Source organism: Kitasatospora albolonga (assembly GCA_002082585.1).
Classification (GTDB): domain Bacteria; phylum Actinomycetota; class Actinomycetes; order Streptomycetales; family Streptomycetaceae; genus Streptomyces; species Streptomyces stephensoniae.
The window spans coordinates 830960-850901 of sequence record CP020563.1 but is presented as its reverse complement, the minus strand read 5'-3'; the positions used below and the strand labels follow the sequence as shown (position 1 = coordinate 850901).

The following is a 19942-nucleotide window of genomic DNA, read 5'->3' as shown; positions in this document are numbered from 1 at the left end:
AAAGGGAGGGTGCATGAAGAACGCAACCGTCGGCCGGTTCCTGCTGCTGGCATTCCTGTGGGGAGGCAGCTTCACCTTCATCAAGGTGTCACTGGACGGGCTGACCCCCGGTCAGCTCGTGCTCAGCCGCCTGGTGCTGGGTGCCGCCGTCCTGCTCGCCATCGTCGCGTTCCGCAGGATCGGCCTTCCCCGGTCCGCCCGCGTCTGGGGCCATGTCGCCGCCGCCGCCCTCTTCGGCAACGTCATCCCGTTCCTGCTGCTCTCCTACGGCGAACAGACCACGGGGGCCGGTATCGCGGGCGTCCTCATCGGCGCCACCCCGCTGCTGACCCTGACCATCGCCGCCGCCGCGCTGCCCACCGAGCGGGCGACCCGGCGCAAGGTCCTCGGGCTCATCATCGGATTCGTCGGCGTGGTGCTCCTGATCGGCCCGTGGACCGACGCCCTCGGCTCCCTCGGCGGACAGCTCGCCTGCCTCGGCGCCGCACTGAGCTACGCGTGCGGCTTCGTGTACGTACGCAAGTACCTCTCCCCGCTCGGCCTCGCCCCCATGGCCGCCGCGGCCTCCCAGCTCCTCGCCGCCACCGTGCTCCAGGCCGTGGTCACCCCCTTCCTCACCTGGCGAACCCCGGAGTTCACCCTCGAGGTGACGTTCAGCATCGTCGCGCTCGGCCTGTTCAGCACCGGTCTGGCGTACGTGCTCTACTTCCGCCTCATCGGTGACGTCGGCGCCACCACCGCCTCCGCCGTGAACTACGTGGTCCCGGTCGCCTCCGTCCTCATCGGCGTGGTGGCGCTCGGCGAGTCCGTCACCTGGAACCTGCTGGTCGGCGGCCTGGTGGTGCTCGCGGGTGTGGCGTACGCGGAGAACCGCCTACGGCAGCTCCGCCCCAAGGACCCGGCGCCCGCCGACCCGCCCGCCCGCTCGGCTCCGGAGACGACGGCGGACACGCCCTCGGGCCCGCCCACGGCCACGACGCCGGAACCCGGAGCCGCCGAAGGCGCCGAACCGGCCGCGGGCAGCCGCCCCGGCGGCACCGAGGGGCCCCGGTGAGCCCGCCGGGCCTCTACCGCCGGGCGGTCGGCGACCTCGACATGATCAGGTCGCGCGACCCGTCGGTGCACTCGCGCACCGAGGCCCTGCTGCACCCCGCCGTCCCCGCCGTCTGGGGCCACCGCGTGGCGCACCGGCTGCACCTCAGGGGGCTGCGCCGCACCGCGCGGCTGGTCTCCGCCGCCGCGCGGCTGGCGTCGGGCGGGATCGAGATCCACCCGGGCGCCACGATCGGCCGAGGCTTCTTCGTCGACCACGGAGCCGGGGTGGTGATCGGTGAGACCGCCGTTGTCGGCGACGACGTCACGGTCTTCCACCAGGTGACACTGGGCGCGGTCGGCTGGTGGCACGACGAGGCCAGGGCCGAGGGCGCGCGCCGCCACCCCGAGGTGGGGGACCGGGTCGTGATCGGCGCCAACGCCACCCTGCTCGGGCCGATCACCGTCGGCCACGACACCGTCGTCGGCGCGCAGGCCCTGGTGATCCGCGATGTGCCGAGCCACTCCCGGGTGCTCGCCCCGGTGGCCGCCGCACCGCGCCCGCGCCGTACGCCCCATCAGCCCCTCCCGTCGCGCCCGTCGCGTGAGAAGGAGGTCACCGTTCTCTTCCCCGCCTGGTGACCCTCCGGTGACCCGCTCGTGGTGATCCGGCTCCCCGGCGACCCGATCCACCGAAACGGAGAAGCCCATGCTCGCCCCGGACCGACGCAGGCCCGCGACCTCGCTCGACGATCTGATCGGCAGAACCCCCGTCATCCGGCTCGACCTGGGCGGGACGGAGTCCGGCACCACCGTCTACGCCAAGCTGGAGATGGCCAACCCGCTCTCCAGCGTGAAGGACCGCACCGGCCTGTACATGCTGGAGGCGGCCGAGAAGCGCGGCGAGCTGACCCCCGGCCGCTCCACCGTCGTGGAGGCCACCTCCGGGAACACCGGCATCTCGCTGGCCGCCCTGTGCGCCGCCCGGGGCTACACCTGCGTCATCGTCCTCCCGGACAACGCCACCAACGAACGGGTCCAGCTGCTGCGCGCGTTCGGCGCCGAGGTGGTGCGGACACCGCACGAGCAGGGGTACGCGGCGGCGATCGAGAAGGCCCAGGAGATCCACCGCGAGCGCCCCGGCTCCTGGTTCGCCTGCCAGCACGAGAACCCCGACAACGTGCGGGCGCACTACGCCACCACCGGCCCGGAGATCTGGCACGACACCGGGGGCCGGGTCGACGTCCTGGTCTGCGGGGTCGGCACCGGCGGCACCCTGAGCGGCACCGCGCGCTACCTCAGGGAGCGCAATCCCGACCTCCGGGTGGTCGCGGTCGAGCCGGTCCGCTCTCCCGTCCTCACCGAGGGCTGGGGCGGCCCGCACCGCATCCCGGGGCTGAACGGCGGGTTCGTGGCGGACACGACCGACGTCGACGTGATCGACGAGGTGGTCACCGTCTCCGACGCCGAGGCTTTCGCCACCGCCCGCTTCCTGGCCCGCACCTTCGGCCTGCTGGTGGGGGTCTCCTCCGGGGCGGCGGCCCACGCCTGCCGACTCCTGGCCGGGCGCCCCGCGTACGCGGGCAGGACCATCGTCACGGTCTTCCCCGACACCGGCGAGAGGTATCTGTCATGGCTCGAGGCCGCCGCCGACGAGGAGGAGCAGGCCGGCGGAGTGCACGGCACCGAAACCGTCGCGAAGATTTGAGGAGTGAGTCCGGATGACCATGCTTCCCCGCATACTGCTTCCCGGTGAAGGCGAAGCGGTGCAGATAGGCACGACGACCAAGACCACGTTCAAGGCCGTCGGCGCCGAGACCGACGACCGCCTCGGCCTCTTCGAACACCGGATGGAGCCCGGCGCCCCGGGTGCGTCGCCGCACATCCACCGCGAACAGCTGGAAGCCTTCTACGTCCTGGACGGCGTCGTCGAACTGCACCTGGACGGGAAGACGTTCGCCGCGCCGCCGGGCACCTATGTGAACGTCCCCGAGAACATGTCGCACGGGTTCCGCAACCCTTACCAGGACCAGGCGACCATGCTCATCATCTTCACGCCCGCCATCAACCGCGAGGAGTACTTCCGGGGTCTGGCCGAGCTGTACGCGGACGGGAACAGGCCCACCGAGGACGAACTGCTCGATCTCATGGCCCGGTACGACCAGTTCGAACTGACCCTGGACGGGACGACCTCCCGCCCCGGCTGGGGCAGGCACTGAGCCGGTCCCGTCCCCGGCGGGTCTCCGGTCCCGGAGGCCCGCCGGACGTACCGCCCGCCCCTCACCCGGCCGTCAACCCCCATTCCGCGGCGAGCAGTTCATAGCTCCGCACCCGGTCGGCGTGGTCGTGCGTGATGGTCGTGACGATCAGCTCGTCCGCCCCCGTCGCGTCCCGCAGGGTCCGCAGCCGCTCGGCGACCCGGGGCGCGGTCCCGATGAACTGGGTACCGGTCCGGTCGGCGACCAGCGCCCGGTCCTCCTCGCTCCAGATGTGGCGGCGGGCCTCCTCCGGGGCGGGGAAGGCGATGGCGCCCTCGCCGCTGCGGATGCTCCGCACCCACAGGCCGTACCCCGTGGCCAGTTCGCGGGCGGTGTCCTCGTCGTCGGCGACCACGACATCGGCGGAGACGCTCACATGGGGCCGGTCCAGCTCGGCCGACGGCCTGAACGCCTGCCGGTATCCCTCGACGGCCTCCAGCACCGTGCCCGGGCTGACGTGGTAATTGGCCGCGAACCGGAGCCCGTTGGCCCCGGCCACCCGGGCGCTGATCCCGGCGCTGCTGCCCAGGACCCACAGTTGCAGCGCGGCGCCTTCCCCCGGCACCACAGAGGTCTCGAACCCCGCGTCCGGGGCGTAGGTGCCCGCCAGCAGGGCCAGGATGTCGGCCACTTGTTCGTCGTACGCCTGCGATTCGGCCCCCGGCAGCTGGAGCAGCCCGCGGTGCAGGGCGAGGCGCGGTGAACGCAGCAGGTGCTCGTTGGAGTAACGGCCGGGCACAAGAAGGCCGTTGGCGGTCCGCCCGCCGGAACCGGCCGCCTCCTTCGCCGGTACGTCACGCTCCACCGGCCCGCCCGAGCGGCCGAGCCCGAGGTCGAACCGGCCCGGGTGTGCCGCGTCCAGCAGCCCGAACTCCTCCACCGTCGACAGGGCCGTACGGTGTCCGAGCTGGAGCGCCCCGGAGCCGAGCCGGATGGCGGAGGTGGCCGAAGCGGCGAGCGCCAGGAGCACGGCCGGGGAGGTCCCCGCGACGCCGGGGTTGAAGTGGTGTTCGGCGAACCAGTAGCGGCTGTAGCCGAGTTGCTCGGTGCGGCGGACCAGGTCGAGGCTGTTGCGCAAGGCGTCCGAGGCCGTTGATCCGCTGGGGACCGGCACGAGGTCGAGGACGGTGAGCGGAGTGCGGGCGGTGGCCACGATGGGGTTCCCTGTGCAGCAGGAGGCAGCGGTACGGGGCCGGTCTGGCCGTAACGTACGGAGGCCGCCGGAACCGGGTCAATCGCTTCCCGGGCCTGGCAACGCAACCTTCATGTACGGCCGTTCGGGGTTCCCGCGCGGCCGTCCGGCGGGAACGCCGAGGGGGCGGGGCGCCCGCCCGGCACCCCACCCCCGGTCCGTGTACCCCGTGACCGGCTAGTCGATCGCCTTGATCAGCTCGCCGTTCGCGGTGTCACCGCTCAGCTCCCAGAAGAAGGTTCCTCCCAGGGACTGTTCGTTCTTGTACGCCATCTTGGTGCCGATGGTCTCCGGGGTGTCGTAGCTCCACCAGTCGTCGCCGCAGTGGGCGTACGCCGTACCGGCCACCGTGCCCGAGGCGGGGCAGCTGTTCTTGAGGACCTTGTAGTCCTCGATGCCCGCCTCGTACGTGCCCGGCGCCGCTCCGGTCGCGCTGCCGCCCGGCTCGGACTGGGTGACCCCGGTCCAGCCCCGGCCGTAGAAGCCGATGCCCAGCAGCAGCTTCTCCGACGGGATGCCGAGCGACTTCAGCTTGGAGATCGCGGCGTCGGAGTTGAAGCCCTCCGTCGGGATGCCCGGGTAGGAGGTCAGCGGGGAGTGCGGGGCCGTCGGGCCCTTGGCCGCGAACGCGCCGAAGAAGTCGTACGTCATCGGCAGGTACCAGTCGAGGTGCTTGGCCGCCCCCGCGTAGTCCACCGCGTCGATCTTGCCGCCGTCGGAGCCGTCCGCCGTGATCGCCGAGGTGATCAGGTTGTCGTCCCCGAAGGTCTTCCGCAGTTCGCCGAGCAGCTCGCCGTAGGCGTCACGGCCGCTTGTGTCGCAGGTCAGGCCGCAGGCGTTGGGGTACTCCCAGTCGATGTCGATGCCGTCGAAGACATCGGCCCAGCGGGGGTCCTCCACCAGGTCGTAGCAGGACTGCGCGAAGGCGGCGGGGTTCTGCGCGGCCTCACCGAAACCGCCGGACCAGCTCCAGCCGCCGAAGGACCAGAGGATCTTGAGGTCCGGGTGGAGCTCCTTCAGCTTGCGCAACTGGTTGAAGTTGCCGCGCAGTTCCTGGTCCCAGGTGTCGGCGACCCCGTCGACCGACTCCTCGGCGGTGTACGCCTTCTCGAAGTCGGCATAGGCGTCGCCGATCGTGCACTTGCCGTTCTGTACATTGCCGAACGCGTAGTTGATGTGGGTGAGCTTCTCCGCGGAACCCGACGTCACGATGTTCTTGACGTGGTAATTCCGGTCGTAGACACCCCAGTTGGTGAAGTATCCGATCACCTTGTCGCCGGCCGCTGTGGGGGCGGTCTCGGCGGCGGTGGCTGCGGCGGGCTGTGCGGCGGGGGCCGCGCCGGCCGGTGACGTACCGGCGACGCCGAGCAGGGTGGCGCCGAGCGCCGCCGTACAGACGGCCGCGGCGAGCGCCCGGAGCCGGGCGCGGGGACGGTGCGGTGCGAGCATCGTGGCTCCTCGTGGGGGAGGGCTGGTGCGTGGGGGGTGCGGGGGGAACGCCGGGCCGTACGCGCCCGGTTTGGCATGAACGCGGTAAGGCGTTCGGTGGAACCGTAGAAGGACTAGACCAGTTGGGTCAATGGTTCGGACCATTCCGGCGATCACCGGGACGCCGTTCCTGCCTCATGACCAGCCGTTACCCCGTGACGGGAGACATCCGATCGGGCATACTCGACCCGCCACAGCCGCTGAGCCGCGCCCCCCGAGACCCGGGAGGGCAGGATCGGCCGTTCAGTCTGTTTTTCCCGGCTCCGTTCCGGGAGACCACCCGGCGGCGCCTCTCCCACCCCGAGCGCGCGACCGTCGCAACGCCCGACAGGGAGGAGAGCGCCGTCATGTCCGACCGTGCCCCGCAGCCGGTGGAACGCCGTCTGCCCACCGAGGAGTCCCGGCAGCTCGTCGCGCTCGTCCGCGACATCGTGTCCAAGGAGATCGCCCCCCGGGCGGCCGAGGAGGAGGACGCGGGCCGCTTCCCGCGCGAGATCTTCACCCTCCTCTCCGAATCCGGCCTCCTCGGACTTCCCTACGGCTCCGAGCACGGCGGCGGCGATCAGCCCTACGAGGTCTACCTCCAGGTCCTGGAGGAGCTGGCCGCGGCCCGCCTCACCGTCGGCCTCGGCGTCAGCGTCCACTCGCTGTCCTGCCACGCGCTCGCCGGATACGGCACCGAGGAGCAGCGCGCCGCGTACCTCCCGGCGATGCTCTCCGGCGGTCTGCTGGGCGCCTACTGCCTCTCCGAGCCCGCCTCCGGCTCCGACGCCGCCTCCCTGCGCACCAAGGCCGTACGTGACGGCGAGGACTGGGTGATCACCGGGACCAAGGCATGGATCACCCACGGCGGTGTCGCCGACTTCTACACCGTGCTCGCCCGTACCGGCGTCGACGGCCCGCGCGGCATCACCGCCTTCCTCGTCCCCGGTGACGCCGAGGGGCTGAACGCCGCCCTCCCCGAGAAGAAGATGGGGATGAAGGGCTCGCCCACGGCCCAGCTCAACTTCGACGGCGTACGGATCGCGGACGACCGCCGTATCGGCGAGGAGGGCCAGGGCTTCGCCATCGCCCTGTCCGCGCTCGACTCCGGCCGCCTGGGCATCGCCGCCTGCGCCATCGGGGTCGCCCAGGCGGCCCTGGACGAGGCCGTCGCGTACGCCACCGACCGGCGCCAGTTCGGCCGCCCCATCGCGGACTTCCAGGGGCTGCGGTTCATGCTCGCCGACATGGCCACCCAGATCGAGGCCGGCCGGGCGCTCTACCTGGAGGCGGCCCGGCTGCGCGACGCGGGGGAGCCCTTCTCCCGCCAGGCGGCCATGGCCAAACTCTTCTGCACGGACGCGGCCATGCGGGTCACCACCGACGCCGTCCAGGTGCTCGGCGGCTACGGCTACACGCTGGACTTCCCGGTCGAACGGCTGATGCGCGAGGCCAAGGTGCTCCAGATCGTGGAGGGCACCAACCAGATCCAGCGCATGGTCATCGCGCGCCACCTCGCGGGTCCGGAGACCCGCTGACCCCCAGAGGGCGTCCGGCACCCCCCAGCGGCCGGTCCGGCCACACGGGCAGCGCCACGGCCCGGTTCCACTCCTGGTCCCGGCTCCCCGGCACGGTCCGGCCGCTGCTCGCCCACTGCCGCAGCAGGGCGCTGTAGATGGGCGGGTCGACGGGGGAGGCCATCGGCGAACTCCCCGTCGACCGGGGCAGCGGCTGCGGAACCGATTCTTCGGGGGCCGGGGGAGCGAGACGGCGGCGGCCCGAGCCGACTGGTGAATGCAGCGTCGTCATACGGGGGTCAACGCGCCGGGGCGGGCCCGGTCACTGCCGTCACGGCCCGAGTGCCAGTTCGGCGCGTGCTCCCGTACGGAGAGAGCCAGGTGCTCCCGGACGGAGAGCCGGGTGCTCCGGCGGAGCAGGCAGGCGCTTCCGTACGGTGAAGGGCAGGTGCCTCCGTGCGGAGAGTTAGGTGCTCCCGGGCGGAGGGAGCCGCTCTGCGGGCACCACGCCGGACGGGCCGACGTGATGCGGGCAGACGGGGCGAACGGCTGCCGGAGAGCCCGGCAGCGGGCGGCTCAGGCGGCCTCGCGCCGCATCCGGGGCACGCGCAGCGGCCGGGAGCCGGGACCCCCGGCGTGGGAGAAGGGCTGCATCCGCCAGTCGAGCCCCTGGGGGAGCGTCAGCAGCAGCCCCGCCTCCTGCTCCTGGGGGTCCAGCGACTCGTCGGCGGGCCGGGCGTCCGCCGCGCCGCGGCCGGTGCCGGAGCAGACGGTGAGCCCGAACGGGTTCCACGGGGAGGGGCACCGGGCGTGCTCCGGCAGGACGTCCTCGTCGGCCAGCAGCGCGATCGGCTGGGCGCAGTCCGGGCAGATCACCCGGAACATCTCGAACATGTCGTCCACATCGGCGCTGTCGTCCTCGTCCGGATCGACGGGCTCCGGTTCGGTACGTCCGGTGAGCTTCAGGCTCTGCATGGGATCTTCCCCCCTCGGGTGGGCCGGCAGGGCGCCACGGCCTCGACCACAGCAAGCACTTCCCTCCGCGCATGGCCGGTAACCGCGAGGGAGCCCGCTACCGACCCGTAGGTCTGTGGTCTTCGTCACATGCCGCCCGCAGGTGCCGTTCCGTGACCCCGTACGACTGTGCCGGGAGGCGTCCGGGGCCATAGGTTGATCCGTATGGAGGAGCTGGACCGTCAGATTGTGGAGTTGCTCGTCAAGGACGGGCGGATGAGCTACACCGACCTGGGCAAGGCCACCGGCCTGTCCACCTCGGCCGTTCATCAGCGCGTCCGCCGACTCGAGCAGCGCGGGGTGATCCGCGGCTATGCCGCGGTGGTCGACCCCGAGGCCGTCGGGCTGCCCCTCACCGCGTTCATCTCGGTGAAGCCGTTCGACCCCAGCGCGCCCGACGACATCGCGGAGCGGCTCGCCGGGGTGCCGGAGCTGGAGGCGTGCCACAGCGTGGCCGGGGACGAGAACTACATCCTCAAGGTGCGGGTGGCGACCCCGCTGGAGCTGGAGCACCTGCTCACCCGCATCCGCTCGCTGGCGGGCGTCTCGACCCGTACGACCGTCGTCCTGTCCACCCCGTACGAGGCCCGGCCCCCGCGCGTCTGAGGGGCCCCGGGAGCCCCTCAGGGGGGTCGCGGGCCGGGCGGCTCCCGGCAGGCGCGAGACTGGTCCCATGACCGAGAGCACCGCCCCCCAGAGCGCCCCCGACCACCGCACCCTGCTGCTGCGCGGGGGAGACGTCCACAGCCCGGCCGACCCGTTCGCCACCGCGATGGTCGTGGAGCGCGGGCAGATCGCCTGGGTGGGCTCCGAAGGGGCCGCCGACGCCTTCGCGAGCGGTGTCGACGAGGTGGTCGACCTGGAGGGCGCCCTGGTCACCCCCGCCTTCACCGACGCCCATGTCCACACCACCGCGACCGGCCTGGCCCTCACCGGGCTCGACCTCTCCGGCGCCCGTACGCTCCCCGAAGCCCTTGGCCTCGTCCGTGCGTTCGCGAACCGGCACGGCGCCGGGGACGTCCTGCTCGGCCACGGCTGGGACGCCGCGCGGTGGCCCGAGCGGCGCCACCCCTCGCGCGCCGAACTCGACGAGGCGGCCGGTGGCCGGGCCCTCTACCTGCCCCGGATCGACGTGCACTCCGCCGTCGTCACCACCGCCCTGCTGGACCTCGTCCCGGGCGTCACCGGCATGACCGGATACGACCCCGACGCCCCGCTGACCGGCGACGCCCACCACGCCGTACGCGCCGCCGCGCACAACGCCCTCACCCCCGCCCAGCGGAGCGCGGCCCAGTGCGCCGCGCTCGACCACGCCGCGTCCCTCGGCATCGGCACCCTCCATGAGTGCGGCGGCCCCGAGATCTCCGACGAGGAGGACTTCACCTCCCTCCTGGCCCTCGCCGCCGAGCGCCCCGGCCCCCGGGTCTTCGGTCTCTGGGCCGAGGAGATCGCGGACGGGAAGGGCGCCCGCCGCATCCGGGAGCTCGGCGCGATCGGCGCGGCCGGCGACCTCTTCGTGGACGGCTCCCTCGGCTCGCACACCGCCTGCCTGCACGAGCCGTACGCCGACGCCCCGCGGACCGGCACCGCCCACCTGGACGCCGCACGGATCGCCGCCCACGTCACCGCCTGCACCGAGGCCGGACTCCAGGCGGGCTTCCACGCCATCGGCGACGCGGCCGTCACCGCCGTCGTGGCGGGCGTCCGGGCCGCCGCCGGAACCCTGGGCCTCGCCCGGGTCCGCGCCGCGCGCCACCGGGTCGAGCACGCCGAGATGCTCACCCCCGAGACGGTCGCCGCCTTCGCGGAGCTGGGCCTCACCGCCTCCGTCCAGCCCGCCTTCGACGCGGCCTGGGGCGGCCCCGAGGGCATGTACGCCCAGCGCCTGGGCGCGGAGCGGGCGGCGACCCTGAACCCGTACGCCGCCCTCCTGCGCGCCGGAGTGCCGCTCGCCTTCGGCTCCGACAGCCCGGTCACCCCGCTCGACCCCTGGGGCACCGTGCGGGCCGCCGCCCACCACCGCACCCCCGAGCACCGGATCTCCGTCCGGGCCGGGTTCACCGCCCACACCCGGGGCGGCTGGCGGGCCATCGGCCGCGACGACGCCGGGCTCCTGGTGCCGGGCGCCCCGGCCGACTACGCGCTCTGGCGGACCGCCGAACTCCTGGTCCAGGCCCCCGACGACCGGGTCGCCCGGTGGTCCACCGACCCCCGCTCCGGCACGCCCGGCCTGCCGGACCTGACCCCCGGCGCCGAGCTGCCGGTCTGCCTGCGGACGGTGGTCTCCGGACAAACGGTCTACGTACGCCCGAACGAGTGACGTCGGGGCGTTCCGTACCGCCGATCGATGGCTCGGGCGCTCGTTCGCGACCTGCGGATTTTCGGCACTGACCAGGCAATTTGGGCAAAAGCCGCAGGTCGCACGGGTGTTGACAGAACGCGCCCACGGGCCGGTAGGTTCGGCCGGGTCCACCACAGGACGTCCGACCGGTTAAACCTCCACGCAGTCGTCGAACGCCGCTGGGTCATGGGGTGGTGTGCCGCACCGGCGCACCACCACTGACAGCCAGGTTCAGCGCCCGCGCCTCGGGGGCGAGGGAAGGTTTCAGCCGGACGGAGGGTGCGACCCGGGTGGGGCCCGGACGTTCAGTAGACAACGGCTTTCGGTCGACCCGCAGCCAGCGGGTCCCAGGTCGGCCCGAAGGGCGCCGGGCCCCGATCCGCAGTTCCGTCCGCCGTCCTCTCCGTGTTCTGTCCGCGTTCTGTCCGCAGTTCCGTCCATCTGCCCGGCCTGTGCCACGCGCCCGTGCCACCGCGTAGCAGCCCGGAGGCGGCGCGCTGGATATGGTGTCCCTCTGTGTACGGACTCTAAGGGGCAGTAGTGAACGACGGCGGTCAGAGGCAGTTCGGCCCGCTCGGCAAGGTCCTGGTGATCATTCCGACCTACAACGAGGTCGAGAACATCGGGCCGATCGTCGGCCGGGTGCGCGCGGCCGTGCCGGATGCCGACATCCTGGTGGCCGACGACAACAGCCCCGACGGCACCGGAAAGGCCGCCGACGAGCTCGCGGCCACCGACGGCCAGGTCCACGTCCTGCACCGCAAGGGCAAGGAAGGGCTCGGCGCCGCCTACCTCGCGGGCTTCGCCTGGGGCACCGAGCACGGCTACGGCGTCCTCGTCGAGATGGACGCCGACGGCTCCCACCAGCCCGAGGAGCTGCCCCGGCTGCTCACCGCGCTCAAGGGCGCCGACCTGGTGCTCGGCTCCCGCTGGGTGCCCGGCGGCCGGGTGGTCAACTGGCCCAGGAGCCGCGAGGTGATCTCCCGGGGCGGCAGCCTCTACTCCCGCCTCGCCCTCGGCCTCTCGGTCCGCGACGTCACCGGCGGCTACCGCGCCTTCCGGACCGAGACCCTCCAGGGCCTCGGCCTCGGCGAGGTCGCCTCGCAGGGGTACTGCTTCCAGGTCGACCTGGCCCGCCGCTCCGTCGAGGCGGGCTACCACGTGGTCGAGGTGCCCATCACCTTCGTGGACCGCGAGGTCGGCGACTCCAAGATGAGCCGGGACATCCTCGTCGAGGCGCTGTGGCGGGTCACCGGCTGGGGCATCACCTCCCGTGCCAACAAGGTCCTGGGCCGGAAGAGACCCTGACCCCGTACGTGACCCCGTACCCGCGGGGGCGCTCCGCGGCGGCAGCCGTACGGAGGCGGTCCCCGCTCACGGCGGTGCGGGGCGGTCCATGATCACCCCCTTACGCCGCTTCCACCTCCGTACGGGCACACTGGACGCATGACGACCGGCACTCCGCCCCCGACCCGTCCCCGGCGCTCGCGCGCCCGTAGATTCCTGCCCCTGGCCCTCGCCGCCTGGCTGGTCCTGGAGGTCTGGCTCCTGACCATGGTCGCCTCGGCCGCCGGCGGGCTCACCGTCCTGCTGATCCTGGTCGCCGGAGCGGTGCTCGGCACCGTGGTGATCAAGCGCGCCGGACGCCGCGCCTTCAAGAACCTCACCGAGACCCTCCAGCAGATGCCGGGGCAGCCCGGCGCCACCGAGGCCCCGCAGGTCACCGGAGGCAGGGGCAGCCGCGGCAACGGGCTGCTGATGCTCGGCGGGCTGCTGCTCCTGATCCCCGGCCTGATCTCGGACGCAGCGGGTCTGCTCCTGCTGGTGCCGCCCGTGCGCACCCTGATCAGCCGCCGCGCGGAGCGGTCCCTGGAGCGCCGGATGCGGGCCGCGTCCCCCGGCAGCCTCTCGGACGCCTTCCAGCAGGCCCGGATGCACCGGCCGGACGGCAAGGTCGTCCAGGGCGAGGTCATCCGCGAGGACGGCACCCGGCCCCCCTCCGGCCCTTCCGGCCCCGACGACGACTCCCGGGGCCCGCGCCCGCCGCTCACCCCCTGACGTCGGCCCCGGCCCCCGGGATGCCAAGAGCCGCGGGCCGTGACACACGTTCTGTGTCACGGCCCGCGGCTCTTGGTGCTGTGCTGTTGTCGCGCTCATGCGGTTGGTTACGCGGAGTGCGGTGGTGCTTGTGCGGTCAGGCGGACTTCCTGCTGTCACGCGGGTGCACGGCGATGTTCATGGCGCCGGAGCGCAGGACCGCCAGCCTCTCGGCCAGCACCTCCTCCAGCTCCTCGCGGGTGCGCCGCTCCATGAGCATGTCCCAGTGCGTACGCGCAGGCTTGCCCTTCTTCTCCTCGGGGCCGTCCCCGTCCACCAGGAGTGCCTGGGCGCCGCACGCCTTGCACTCCCACTCCGGCGGAATCTCCGCCTCCACCGAGAACGGCATCTCGAATCGATGTCCGTTCTGGCATGCGTACTCCACCGCCTGGCGCGGGGCCAGATCGATGCCGCGGTCCGTCTCGTAGCTGGTAACCACAAGTCGCGTGCCGCGAAGAGCTCGCTCACTCATGAATCGTGCCTCCCGGGCTTGTCGCCCACAGGACAAAATGTCGCTGTCGTCGTCATCCGGTCAACGTCCGGTCGCTGGCAAAGATTCCCGTCGCCGGTCATGCGTCGCCCGTTCGTGCCGCTGCTTTATCTGGGTTGAGTACCCACCCTTGCCCGGTTTGTCACCTCTGGTGGGTGTTGTCACCCAACGGTTGAGCTGCTTCCACTCGCAGTAACGGTCCTCCGGGCAGGCCAAAGGCGTACACTACCGGCCTTTGACTTCAACGTCTAAATCCGTTCCGGTACGGGATTGCCTGCGGCCGTGATCGCCCGCCTCACCGGGACCCGCGCGAGCAGCACCGCGCCGAGGGCGAAGAACACGATCAGCGAGATGATCGCCTCCCGGTAGCTGCCGGTCAGCTGGTACGCCAGGCCGAACACCAGGGGCCCCAGCCAGCTCAGTCCCCGGTCGCTCATCTCGTAGGCCGAGAAGTACTCCGCCTCCTTGCCGCGCGGCACCAGATGGGAGAACAGCGAACGCGACAGGGCCTGGCTGCCGCCCAGCACCAGCCCGATGGCCGCCGCGAGGACGAAGAAGAAGACCGGCGCGTCGGAGGGCAGCAGATAGGCGGCCACCAGGATCGCGGTCCACACGACCAGCGAGCCCAGGATCGTGCGCTTGGCGCCGTACACCCGGGCGAGCCGCCCCATGCCGAGCGCCCCCGCCACCGCCAGGATCTGCACCAGCAGGACGGCGATGATCAGGGTCGTCTGGTCGAGGCCCAGCTCCTCGGAGCCGTACAGCGACGCCTGGGAGATCACCGTCTGGATGCCGTCGTTGTAGACCAGGTAGGCGAGCAGGAACGAGAGCGTCAGCGGATGGCGCCGCATGTCCTTCAGGGTCTCCCGCAGCTGCTTCCAGCCGGAGCCCACCGCCCCCTCGCCGTCCGCCGCCACCCGCCGGTCGCGCAGCCTGCGCAGCGGTACGAGGGTGAAGGCGCCCCACCACACACCCGCCGAGGCGAGACAGATCCGCACCGCGTCGGACTCCGTCAGCCCGAACGACTCGTGGCCGCTGTACAGGATCAGGTTGAGCACCAGCACCAGGGCGCCCGAGGTGTAGCCGAAGGCCCAGCCGCGCGAGGAGACCGCGTCCCGCTCCTCCGGCTCGGCGATCTGCGGCAGATAGGCGTTGTACAGGACCATCGACACCGAGATCGACGCGTTCGCCACGATCAGCAGGAAGGCGCCCAGCAGATAGCGGTGGCCGTCCAGGAAGAACATCCCGGCGGTCGCCGCGGCACCCGTATAGGCAGCCGCCGCCAGCAGCGGCTTCTTACGGCCCGTACGGTCGGCCGCCGCGCCCACGATCGGCATCAGGATCACGGCCACCACGATGGAGGCCGACACGGAGTACGCGAACAGCGAGCCCGCCCGCACGGGTATGCCCAGTGGGTGCACGAAGCCGTCGGGGTCGGCCGCCGCCTTGGCGACCGACGTCAGATACGGACCGAGGAAGACGGTCAGCACACTCGTGGAGTAGACGGAGCACGCGAAGTCGTAGAAGTACCAGCCGTGCTGTTCGCGTCTGCGGGCCGCCGCCCTGCCGCCCGGCTGCTTTCCGGCCGGATCGGCCGCTCCTGTGGTTCCGGTGCTCAACCCGCGCCCCCTCGGTCGTCGCGTGCGGACGCGGCCCGGCCCGGCGTCAGGACCAGGCCCCCCGCTCGCTCAGCACCGTACGCAGCGTCTCGATGTGATCGGTCATGATGCCATCCACCCCGAGGTCCAGGAGGGCCGCCATCCGTTCGGGTTCGTTGACCGTCCAGACATGCACCTGGAGCCCCAGCGCGTGCGCCGTCCGCACGAAACGGGCGTCGACCACCGGGATGCCGCTCTGCCGCTCCGGAACCTGCGCGCAGACCGCCCCCGCGCGCAGCGCCGCCGGAATCCCGTACGAGCGCAGCCGCAGCCCCAGGACGCCGCGCACCCCGTACGAGGTGGCCAGTCGTGGGCCCGCCAGGCGGTGCGCGCGGGCCACCCGGGCCTCCGAGAACGAGCCGACGCAGACCCGGTCCCAGGCGTCCGTCCTGCGGATCAGCTCCAGAAGGGGTTCCAGCGCCGGTTCCGCCTTGAGGTCCACGTTCCAGCGGGCCTCGGGGAACTCCTCCAGCAGCTCCTCGAAGAGGGGGAGCGGTTCGGTGCCCCCGACCCTGGCCCGGCGGACCTCGCTCCAGGGCAGGGCGGAGATCCGGCCCCGGGCGTCGGTGACCCGGTCGAGCGTCGCGTCGTGGAAGGCGACCAGCCGGCCGTCCGCCGTGGTGTGGACGTCGGTCTCGAAGTAGCGGTAGCCCGCCGCGGCCGCCCGGCGGAAGGCGGCCGCGGTGTTCTCCACACCGTCCGCCGCCCCGCCGCGGTGGGCGAAGGGGATCGGCGTCGCGTGGTCGAGATAGGGGTGGCGGCTCGGTTTCACTGCGGCAGTATGGCCTGCCCGGACGGCGGAGCGGCAACGGGGGCGGGTCCGGCGGGGGACGGGGCGGTGACGGCCGAGGCGGGTCCGGCGGGGGACGCGGGGGCGACCGTCGCCGCGGCGGGGGCGGGGAGCCGGAAGACCCGCAGGAACAGCTGGGCCAGCGGGCCGATCGCCAGGGCGTAGAGGACCGTACCGGCCCCCAGCGAACCGCCCAGCAGGAAGCCGGTGACCACCACGGCCACCTCGATCGCGGTGCGGACCAGCCGGATGGAGCGGCCCGTGACCCGGTTCAGCCCGGTCATCAGCCCGTCGCGCGGCCCCGGGCCGAAGCGGGCCGCGATGTACAGCCCGGTCGCCACCCCGTTCAGCACGATGCCCAGGACCAGCACCGGGACCCGGACCCCGAGGCCGTCGAGGCCGCCGACCAGGGCGAGCGTCCCGTCCATCGCGAGGCCCACCACGAAGACGTTCGAGACGGTGCCGAGCCCCGGGCGCTGCCGCAGCGGTATCCACAGGAGCAGCACGACCGCGCCGACGATGATCGAGACGACCCCGATCGAGATACCGGTCAGCTCCGCGAGGCCCTGGTGCAGGACGCCCCACGGCTCCAGACCGAGTCCGGCGCGGACCAGGAGCGCCGAACTCGCCCCGTACAGCGCCAGACCGGCGTACAGCTGGACCAGCCGCCGGGTGAGGTGGGTGGTGCTCCGGGCGGTGGTCCTGGACACGTGTTGCCCCCTGGTGTGGTGGTAGTGGACTGCTGCGTGTCACTCTGTGGCAGGGCATCGGCCACCAGACATGGCCAATTCGAGGAAGGTGGACTGATTTCGATGGCGCAGTGGACTTCGACCGTGGGGGCGGCCCAGCTCGCCCGGCAGCTCCAGGCCCAGCAGCCCCGGCCCACCGGACCCGGCGGACGGAAGCCGCCCGCCTACCGCGCGCTGGCCGACGGCGTACGGCTGCTGGTGCTGGAGGGCCGGGTTCCGGTCGCCGCCCGGCTGCCCGCCGAACGCGAACTGGCCCTCGCCCTCTCCGTCAGCCGCACCACCGTCGCCGCCGCCTACGAGGCGCTGCGCGCGGAAGGGTTCCTGGAGTCGCGGCGCGGCGCGGGCAGCTGGACCGCCGTCCCGGCCGGGAATCCGCTGCCCGCCCGGGGCCTCGAACCGCTGCCCCCGGAGTCGCTCGGCTCGATGATCGACCTGGGCTGCGCCTCCCTGCCCGCGCCCGAGCCCTGGCTGACCCGGGCCTTCCAGGGGGCGGTGGAGGAACTGCCCCCGTACGCCCACACGCACGGCGACTACCCGGCCGGGCTCCCCGCGCTGCGGCAGACGATCGCCGACCGCTACACCGCGCTCGGCATCCCCACGATGCCCGAGCAGATCATGGTCACCACCGGGGCGATGGGCGCCATCGACGCCATCTGCCACCTCTTCGCGGGCCGCGGCGAACGGATCGCGGTCGAGTCGCCCAGTTACGCCAACATCCTCCAGCTGATGCGCGAGGCGGGCGCCCGCCTCGTCCCCGTCGCGATGGAGGAGGGCATCGGCGGCTGGGACATGAACCGGTGGCGGCAGGTGCTGCGGGACTCGGCGCCCCGGCTCGCGTACGTGGTGGCCGACTTCCACAACCCGACCGGCGCGCTCGCCGACGAGCGGCAGCGCCGCGACCTCGTCGACGCCGCCCGCTCCGCCGGGACCGTGCTGGTCGTCGACGAGACCATGACCGAACTCCGGCTGGACCCGGACGTGGACATGCCCCGCCGGGTCTGTGCCTTCGACCCGGCCGGCAGCACGGTGCTGACCGTGGGCTCGGCCAGCAAGGCGTTCTGGGCCGGGATGCGGATCGGCTGGGTGCGGGCCGCCCCCGATGTCATCCGTTCCCTGGTCTCCGCCCGCGCCTACGCCGACATGGGCACCCCGGTCCTGGAACAGCTCGCCGTCAACTGGCTGATGGGCGCGGGCGGCTGGGAGCAGGCGGTCGACATCCGGCGGGACCAGGCCCGGGACAACCGGGACCAGCTGGTCGCGGCGGTGCGCCGGGAGCTGCCGGACTGGGAGTTCGCCGTGCCGCGCGGCGGGCTCACCCTCTGGGTGCGCACGGGCGGCCTCTCCGGCTCCCGGCTGGCGGTGGCGGGCGAGCGCGTCGGCGTACGGGTGCCCTCGGGCCCCCGGTTCGGGGTCGACGGGGCGTTCGAGGGTTATGTGCGGCTGCCCTTCACGGTGGGCGGCGCGGTGGCGGACGAGGCGGCGGTGCGGCTCGCGGCGGCGGTGGAGCTGGTGCGGTCCGGCGCGGGGGCGGGGGCCGACGCGCCGCGCAGCTTCGTGGCCTGAGGGGACGGGGAACGGCAGCGGGCGGGGAGACGGCCGTCCGGTCCGTCTCCCCGCCCTCCTGTCACGTCTTTCCCGCGGGCCGGGGGCTCACCCCTCCGCGATCGCCGCCTGGGCCTTGGTCAGCTGCCCGGTCGGCCCGGCCTCCACCGCCACGGGGACCTGCTCGGTGTCCTGGCCGTCGCGGGCGTCCGCCACCGGCTTGTCGGGCACCGGGGCCTGCTTCGGGGAGACGCCGGGCAGCCCGGGCAGCACGTCCAGCACCGCCTGCCGGTGCGCCTCGGGGGCGTCCTCGTCGTACGGGTCGGGGGTCGCCGGGACCTGGAGGCGCAGGACAGGACCGGTGCCCAGGCGTACGTACCCCCGCCCGGCCGGGACCTCCGGCGGCGGGGTGGTGCTCGGCTCGGCGCCCAGGACGGAGACGATCTGCTCGCGGGAGGCCGGGCCGAGGACGACCCGGGCCCGGGTGTGGGTCCGTACGGTCTCGGTGAGGGTCTCCACGGCGTCGAACTGGTCGGCCAGGACGACGGTGACCCCCGCCGCCCGCCCGTGCCGCAGCGGCACCTGGAGCAGCTCCAGAGGGTCGGGCCTGCCGTCGGCCGCCGCGAGGTGGCCGAGGACGCCGGGGCGGTCGAGCAGCACCCAGAGCGGGCGCTTGATGTCCTCGGGAAGGGGGTGCCCGCCCTGCCGCGCCCGGTTGGCGAAGATCAGCCGCCGCTCCGTCTCGTGCGCCGCCCACTCCAGGGTGGCCAGCGCACCGCCCAGGCCGGACTCCACGGCGAGGACTCCGGTGCGCCCGGTGAGGGCGCCGTACTCACCGGTCCCGCTGCCGTCGATGACGAGGACGTCGCCCTGCTGGAGGGCCTGGAGGGCGATGGAGCGGACCAGGGTGGTGGTGCCGCTGCCGGGCTGTCCGACGGCCAGGAGGTGGGGTTCGGTGGAGCGGCCGCCGGTCCGCCAGACGACGGGGGAGGCGTCCACGGTGGTGTCGCCGTCGCGCACCGGGACCGTACGGCGGACCGCGTCGGGGTCCGTGAAGCCGAGGACCGTCTCGCCGGGGGCGGTGACGAAGCGCTGGGCGGCGACCGAGGTCGACAGGGGGGCCGGGACGGTCATGACGAGGCGGTTGGCCTCCTCGTCCCAGGCGAAGCGGTACTCCCGGCCGCGCCCCGACTTGGTGTGCAGCAGCTGCTCGATCCGGGACCGCGCGGCGGCCTCGCCGTCGGTGAAGTACGCCGGGTAGGAGATCTGGAGGCGGGTGAGCCGCCCGTCGTCGTCGAAGACGTACCCGTCGAGCGCCTTCTCCCAGTCGCCGCCGTGGGCGAACAGGGGGCTGGGGTCGTCGGGCACCGAGAAGTACGGCACGAGCGCCTCGTACAGGCCGCGCAGCCGCGCGGTCTCCGCGTCGTCCGGGCCGGTCTTCACGGGGGTCCGCTCCCGCCCCTTCCACGCGGCGGCGCCCATCACCGTGATCAGGGCCAGGATCGGCCCGTACGGCACGAGCGCCACGGCGAGCAGGCAGGCCGCGGCCAGGAACAGCTTGGGACCACGCCGTTCCTTGGGGGTCGCGACCCACTTCTGCCGGCCGGACACGGCCAGCAGCCGCAGACCACGCAGGATCGTGATCAGCGGATGGAGGACATCGGTGGCACCGTCGGCGGCCGTGCGCGCGATCTCTCTGCCGCGATCTCTGCCGCGAGTGATCGAAGCGCTGCCGCTGCTCAGAATGCGGGGGAGTGGTCGCCGGGCCACAGCTGTCTCCTGAAGGGGTGGG

The 19942-nt window shown here is 73.0% G+C and carries 19 protein-coding genes; 10 read left to right on the top strand and 9 right to left on the bottom strand.

Going from position 1 to position 19942, the window contains the following annotated elements:
• The first annotated feature begins 13 nt into the window (after positions 1-13).
• The 4 genes from B7C62_03600 (at position 14) to B7C62_03585 (ending at position 3251) form a co-directional block, all read left to right on the top strand.
• A complete protein-coding gene (locus B7C62_03600) occupies positions 14-1054 on the top strand; it encodes an EamA family transporter (GenBank protein ARF71443.1) in 1041 nt (346 codons plus the stop codon).
• A gap of 41 nt (positions 1055-1095) precedes the next feature.
• Complete coding sequence (locus B7C62_03595; GenBank protein ID ARF76969.1) at positions 1096-1674, top strand: serine acetyltransferase; 579 nt, start codon at positions 1096-1098, stop codon at positions 1672-1674.
• 67 nt (positions 1675-1741) lie between these two features.
• The gene (locus B7C62_03590) at positions 1742-2740 is read left to right on the top strand and encodes a cysteine synthase A (GenBank protein ID ARF71442.1); all 999 of its coding nucleotides are present in this window, start codon (positions 1742-1744) and stop codon (positions 2738-2740) included.
• A 13-nt stretch (positions 2741-2753) separates the two neighbouring features.
• Positions 2754-3251, top strand: a complete 498-nt coding sequence (locus B7C62_03585) for a cupin (protein ARF71441.1) — start codon at positions 2754-2756, stop codon at positions 3249-3251.
• Between the two features lie 61 nt (positions 3252-3312).
• Here the strand turns inward: B7C62_03585 and B7C62_03580 are convergent, their stop codons facing one another.
• Together B7C62_03580 and B7C62_03575 are read right to left on the bottom strand one after the other, a co-directional pair.
• Entirely contained in the window at positions 3313-4443 is a 1131-nt protein-coding gene (locus tag B7C62_03580) for a luciferase family oxidoreductase (protein ID ARF71440.1), read from the bottom strand.
• Between the two features lie 216 nt (positions 4444-4659).
• Positions 4660-5931 carry a chitinase gene (locus B7C62_03575; GenBank protein ARF71439.1) on the bottom strand — a complete coding sequence of 424 codons (1272 nt, stop codon included), beginning with the start codon at positions 5929-5931 and terminating at the stop codon, positions 4660-4662.
• Positions 5932-6317: 386 nt separating this feature from the next.
• Here B7C62_03575 and B7C62_03570 point away from each other — a divergent pair, with 386 nt between their 5' ends.
• The gene (locus B7C62_03570) at positions 6318-7490 is read left to right on the top strand and encodes an acyl-CoA dehydrogenase (protein ARF71438.1); all 1173 of its coding nucleotides are present in this window, start codon (positions 6318-6320) and stop codon (positions 7488-7490) included.
• Here the strand turns inward: B7C62_03570 and B7C62_03565 are convergent.
• Together B7C62_03565 and B7C62_03560 are read right to left on the bottom strand one after the other, a co-directional pair.
• Positions 7453-7653 carry a hypothetical protein gene (locus B7C62_03565; GenBank protein ID ARF71437.1) on the bottom strand — a complete coding sequence of 67 codons (201 nt, stop codon included), beginning with the start codon at positions 7651-7653 and terminating at the stop codon, positions 7453-7455. The two genes, B7C62_03570 and B7C62_03565, sit on opposite strands and share 38 nt — an antisense overlap.
• 392 nt (positions 7654-8045) lie before the next feature.
• Entirely contained in the window at positions 8046-8444 is a 399-nt protein-coding gene (locus B7C62_03560; GenBank protein ID ARF71436.1) for a hypothetical protein, read from the bottom strand.
• A gap of 204 nt (positions 8445-8648) precedes the next feature.
• Between B7C62_03560 and B7C62_03555 the strand changes: the two genes are divergently transcribed.
• The 4 genes from B7C62_03555 (at position 8649) to B7C62_03540 (ending at position 12882) form a co-directional block, all read left to right on the top strand.
• Positions 8649-9089, top strand: coding sequence for an AsnC family transcriptional regulator (locus B7C62_03555; protein ID ARF71435.1), 441 nt, complete (start codon positions 8649-8651; stop codon positions 9087-9089).
• Between the two features lie 67 nt (positions 9090-9156).
• The gene (locus B7C62_03550; GenBank protein ARF71434.1) at positions 9157-10803 is read left to right on the top strand and encodes an amidohydrolase; all 1647 of its coding nucleotides are present in this window, start codon (positions 9157-9159) and stop codon (positions 10801-10803) included.
• 561 nt (positions 10804-11364) lie between these two features.
• Positions 11365-12132, top strand: coding sequence for a dolichol-phosphate mannosyltransferase (locus B7C62_03545; GenBank protein ID ARF71433.1), 768 nt, complete (start codon positions 11365-11367; stop codon positions 12130-12132).
• A gap of 138 nt (positions 12133-12270) precedes the next feature.
• Positions 12271-12882, top strand: a complete 612-nt coding sequence (locus tag B7C62_03540; GenBank protein ARF71432.1) for a hypothetical protein — start codon at positions 12271-12273, stop codon at positions 12880-12882.
• Between the two features lie 136 nt (positions 12883-13018).
• Here B7C62_03540 and B7C62_03535 read toward each other — a convergent pair whose 3' ends face one another.
• From B7C62_03535 to B7C62_03520, 4 genes are all read right to left on the bottom strand, one after another.
• Complete coding sequence (locus tag B7C62_03535) at positions 13019-13393, bottom strand: hypothetical protein (protein ARF71431.1); 375 nt, start codon at positions 13391-13393, stop codon at positions 13019-13021.
• 266 nt (positions 13394-13659) lie between these two features.
• Positions 13660-15030, bottom strand: coding sequence for an MFS transporter (locus B7C62_03530; GenBank protein ARF71430.1), 1371 nt, complete (start codon positions 15028-15030; stop codon positions 13660-13662).
• 46 nt (positions 15031-15076) lie between these two features.
• Positions 15077-15841: a glycerophosphodiester phosphodiesterase gene (locus B7C62_03525; protein ARF71429.1), complete on the bottom strand. Its 765-nt coding sequence runs from the start codon at positions 15839-15841 to the stop codon at positions 15077-15079.
• Entirely contained in the window at positions 15838-16569 is a 732-nt protein-coding gene (locus tag B7C62_03520; GenBank protein ARF71428.1) for a hypothetical protein, read from the bottom strand. The genes B7C62_03525 and B7C62_03520 overlap by 4 nt, the downstream gene beginning before the upstream one ends.
• A 102-nt stretch (positions 16570-16671) precedes the next feature.
• Between B7C62_03520 and B7C62_03515 the strand changes: the two genes are divergently transcribed.
• Entirely contained in the window at positions 16672-18171 is a 1500-nt protein-coding gene (locus tag B7C62_03515) for a GntR family transcriptional regulator (GenBank protein ID ARF71427.1), read from the top strand.
• Positions 18172-18258: 87 nt separating this feature from the next.
• On the opposite strand, the gene B7C62_03510 is transcribed toward B7C62_03515, so the two are convergent.
• Positions 18259-19920: a hypothetical protein gene (locus tag B7C62_03510; GenBank protein ID ARF71426.1), complete on the bottom strand. Its 1662-nt coding sequence runs from the start codon at positions 19918-19920 to the stop codon at positions 18259-18261.
• Positions 19921-19942 lie beyond the last annotated feature (22 nt).

What these genes read in the sequence shown, in the direction of transcription:
- B7C62_03600 (ARF71443.1), top strand. Translation starts at nt 14, where the DNA reads ATGAAGAACGCAACCGTCGGCCGGTTCCTGCTGCTGGCATTCCTGTGG.
- B7C62_03595 (ARF76969.1), top strand. Translation starts at nt 1,096, where the DNA reads ATGATCAGGTCGCGCGACCCGTCGGTGCACTCGCGCACCGAGGCCCTG.
- B7C62_03590 (ARF71442.1), top strand. Translation starts at nt 1,742, where the DNA reads ATGCTCGCCCCGGACCGACGCAGGCCCGCGACCTCGCTCGACGATCTG.
- B7C62_03585 (ARF71441.1), top strand. Translation starts at nt 2,754, where the DNA reads ATGACCATGCTTCCCCGCATACTGCTTCCCGGTGAAGGCGAAGCGGTG.
- B7C62_03575 (ARF71439.1), bottom strand. Translation starts at nt 5,931, where the DNA reads ATGCTCGCACCGCACCGTCCCCGCGCCCGGCTCCGGGCGCTCGCCGCG.
- B7C62_03570 (ARF71438.1), top strand. Translation starts at nt 6,318, where the DNA reads ATGTCCGACCGTGCCCCGCAGCCGGTGGAACGCCGTCTGCCCACCGAG.
- B7C62_03565 (ARF71437.1), bottom strand. Translation starts at nt 7,653, where the DNA reads ATGGCCTCCCCCGTCGACCCGCCCATCTACAGCGCCCTGCTGCGGCAG.
- B7C62_03560 (ARF71436.1), bottom strand. Translation starts at nt 8,444, where the DNA reads ATGCAGAGCCTGAAGCTCACCGGACGTACCGAACCGGAGCCCGTCGAT.
- B7C62_03555 (ARF71435.1), top strand. Translation starts at nt 8,649, where the DNA reads ATGGAGGAGCTGGACCGTCAGATTGTGGAGTTGCTCGTCAAGGACGGG.
- B7C62_03550 (ARF71434.1), top strand. Translation starts at nt 9,157, where the DNA reads ATGACCGAGAGCACCGCCCCCCAGAGCGCCCCCGACCACCGCACCCTG.
- B7C62_03540 (ARF71432.1), top strand. Translation starts at nt 12,271, where the DNA reads ATGACGACCGGCACTCCGCCCCCGACCCGTCCCCGGCGCTCGCGCGCC.
- B7C62_03535 (ARF71431.1), bottom strand. Translation starts at nt 13,393, where the DNA reads ATGAGTGAGCGAGCTCTTCGCGGCACGCGACTTGTGGTTACCAGCTAC.
- B7C62_03515 (ARF71427.1), top strand. Translation starts at nt 16,672, where the DNA reads ATGGCGCAGTGGACTTCGACCGTGGGGGCGGCCCAGCTCGCCCGGCAG.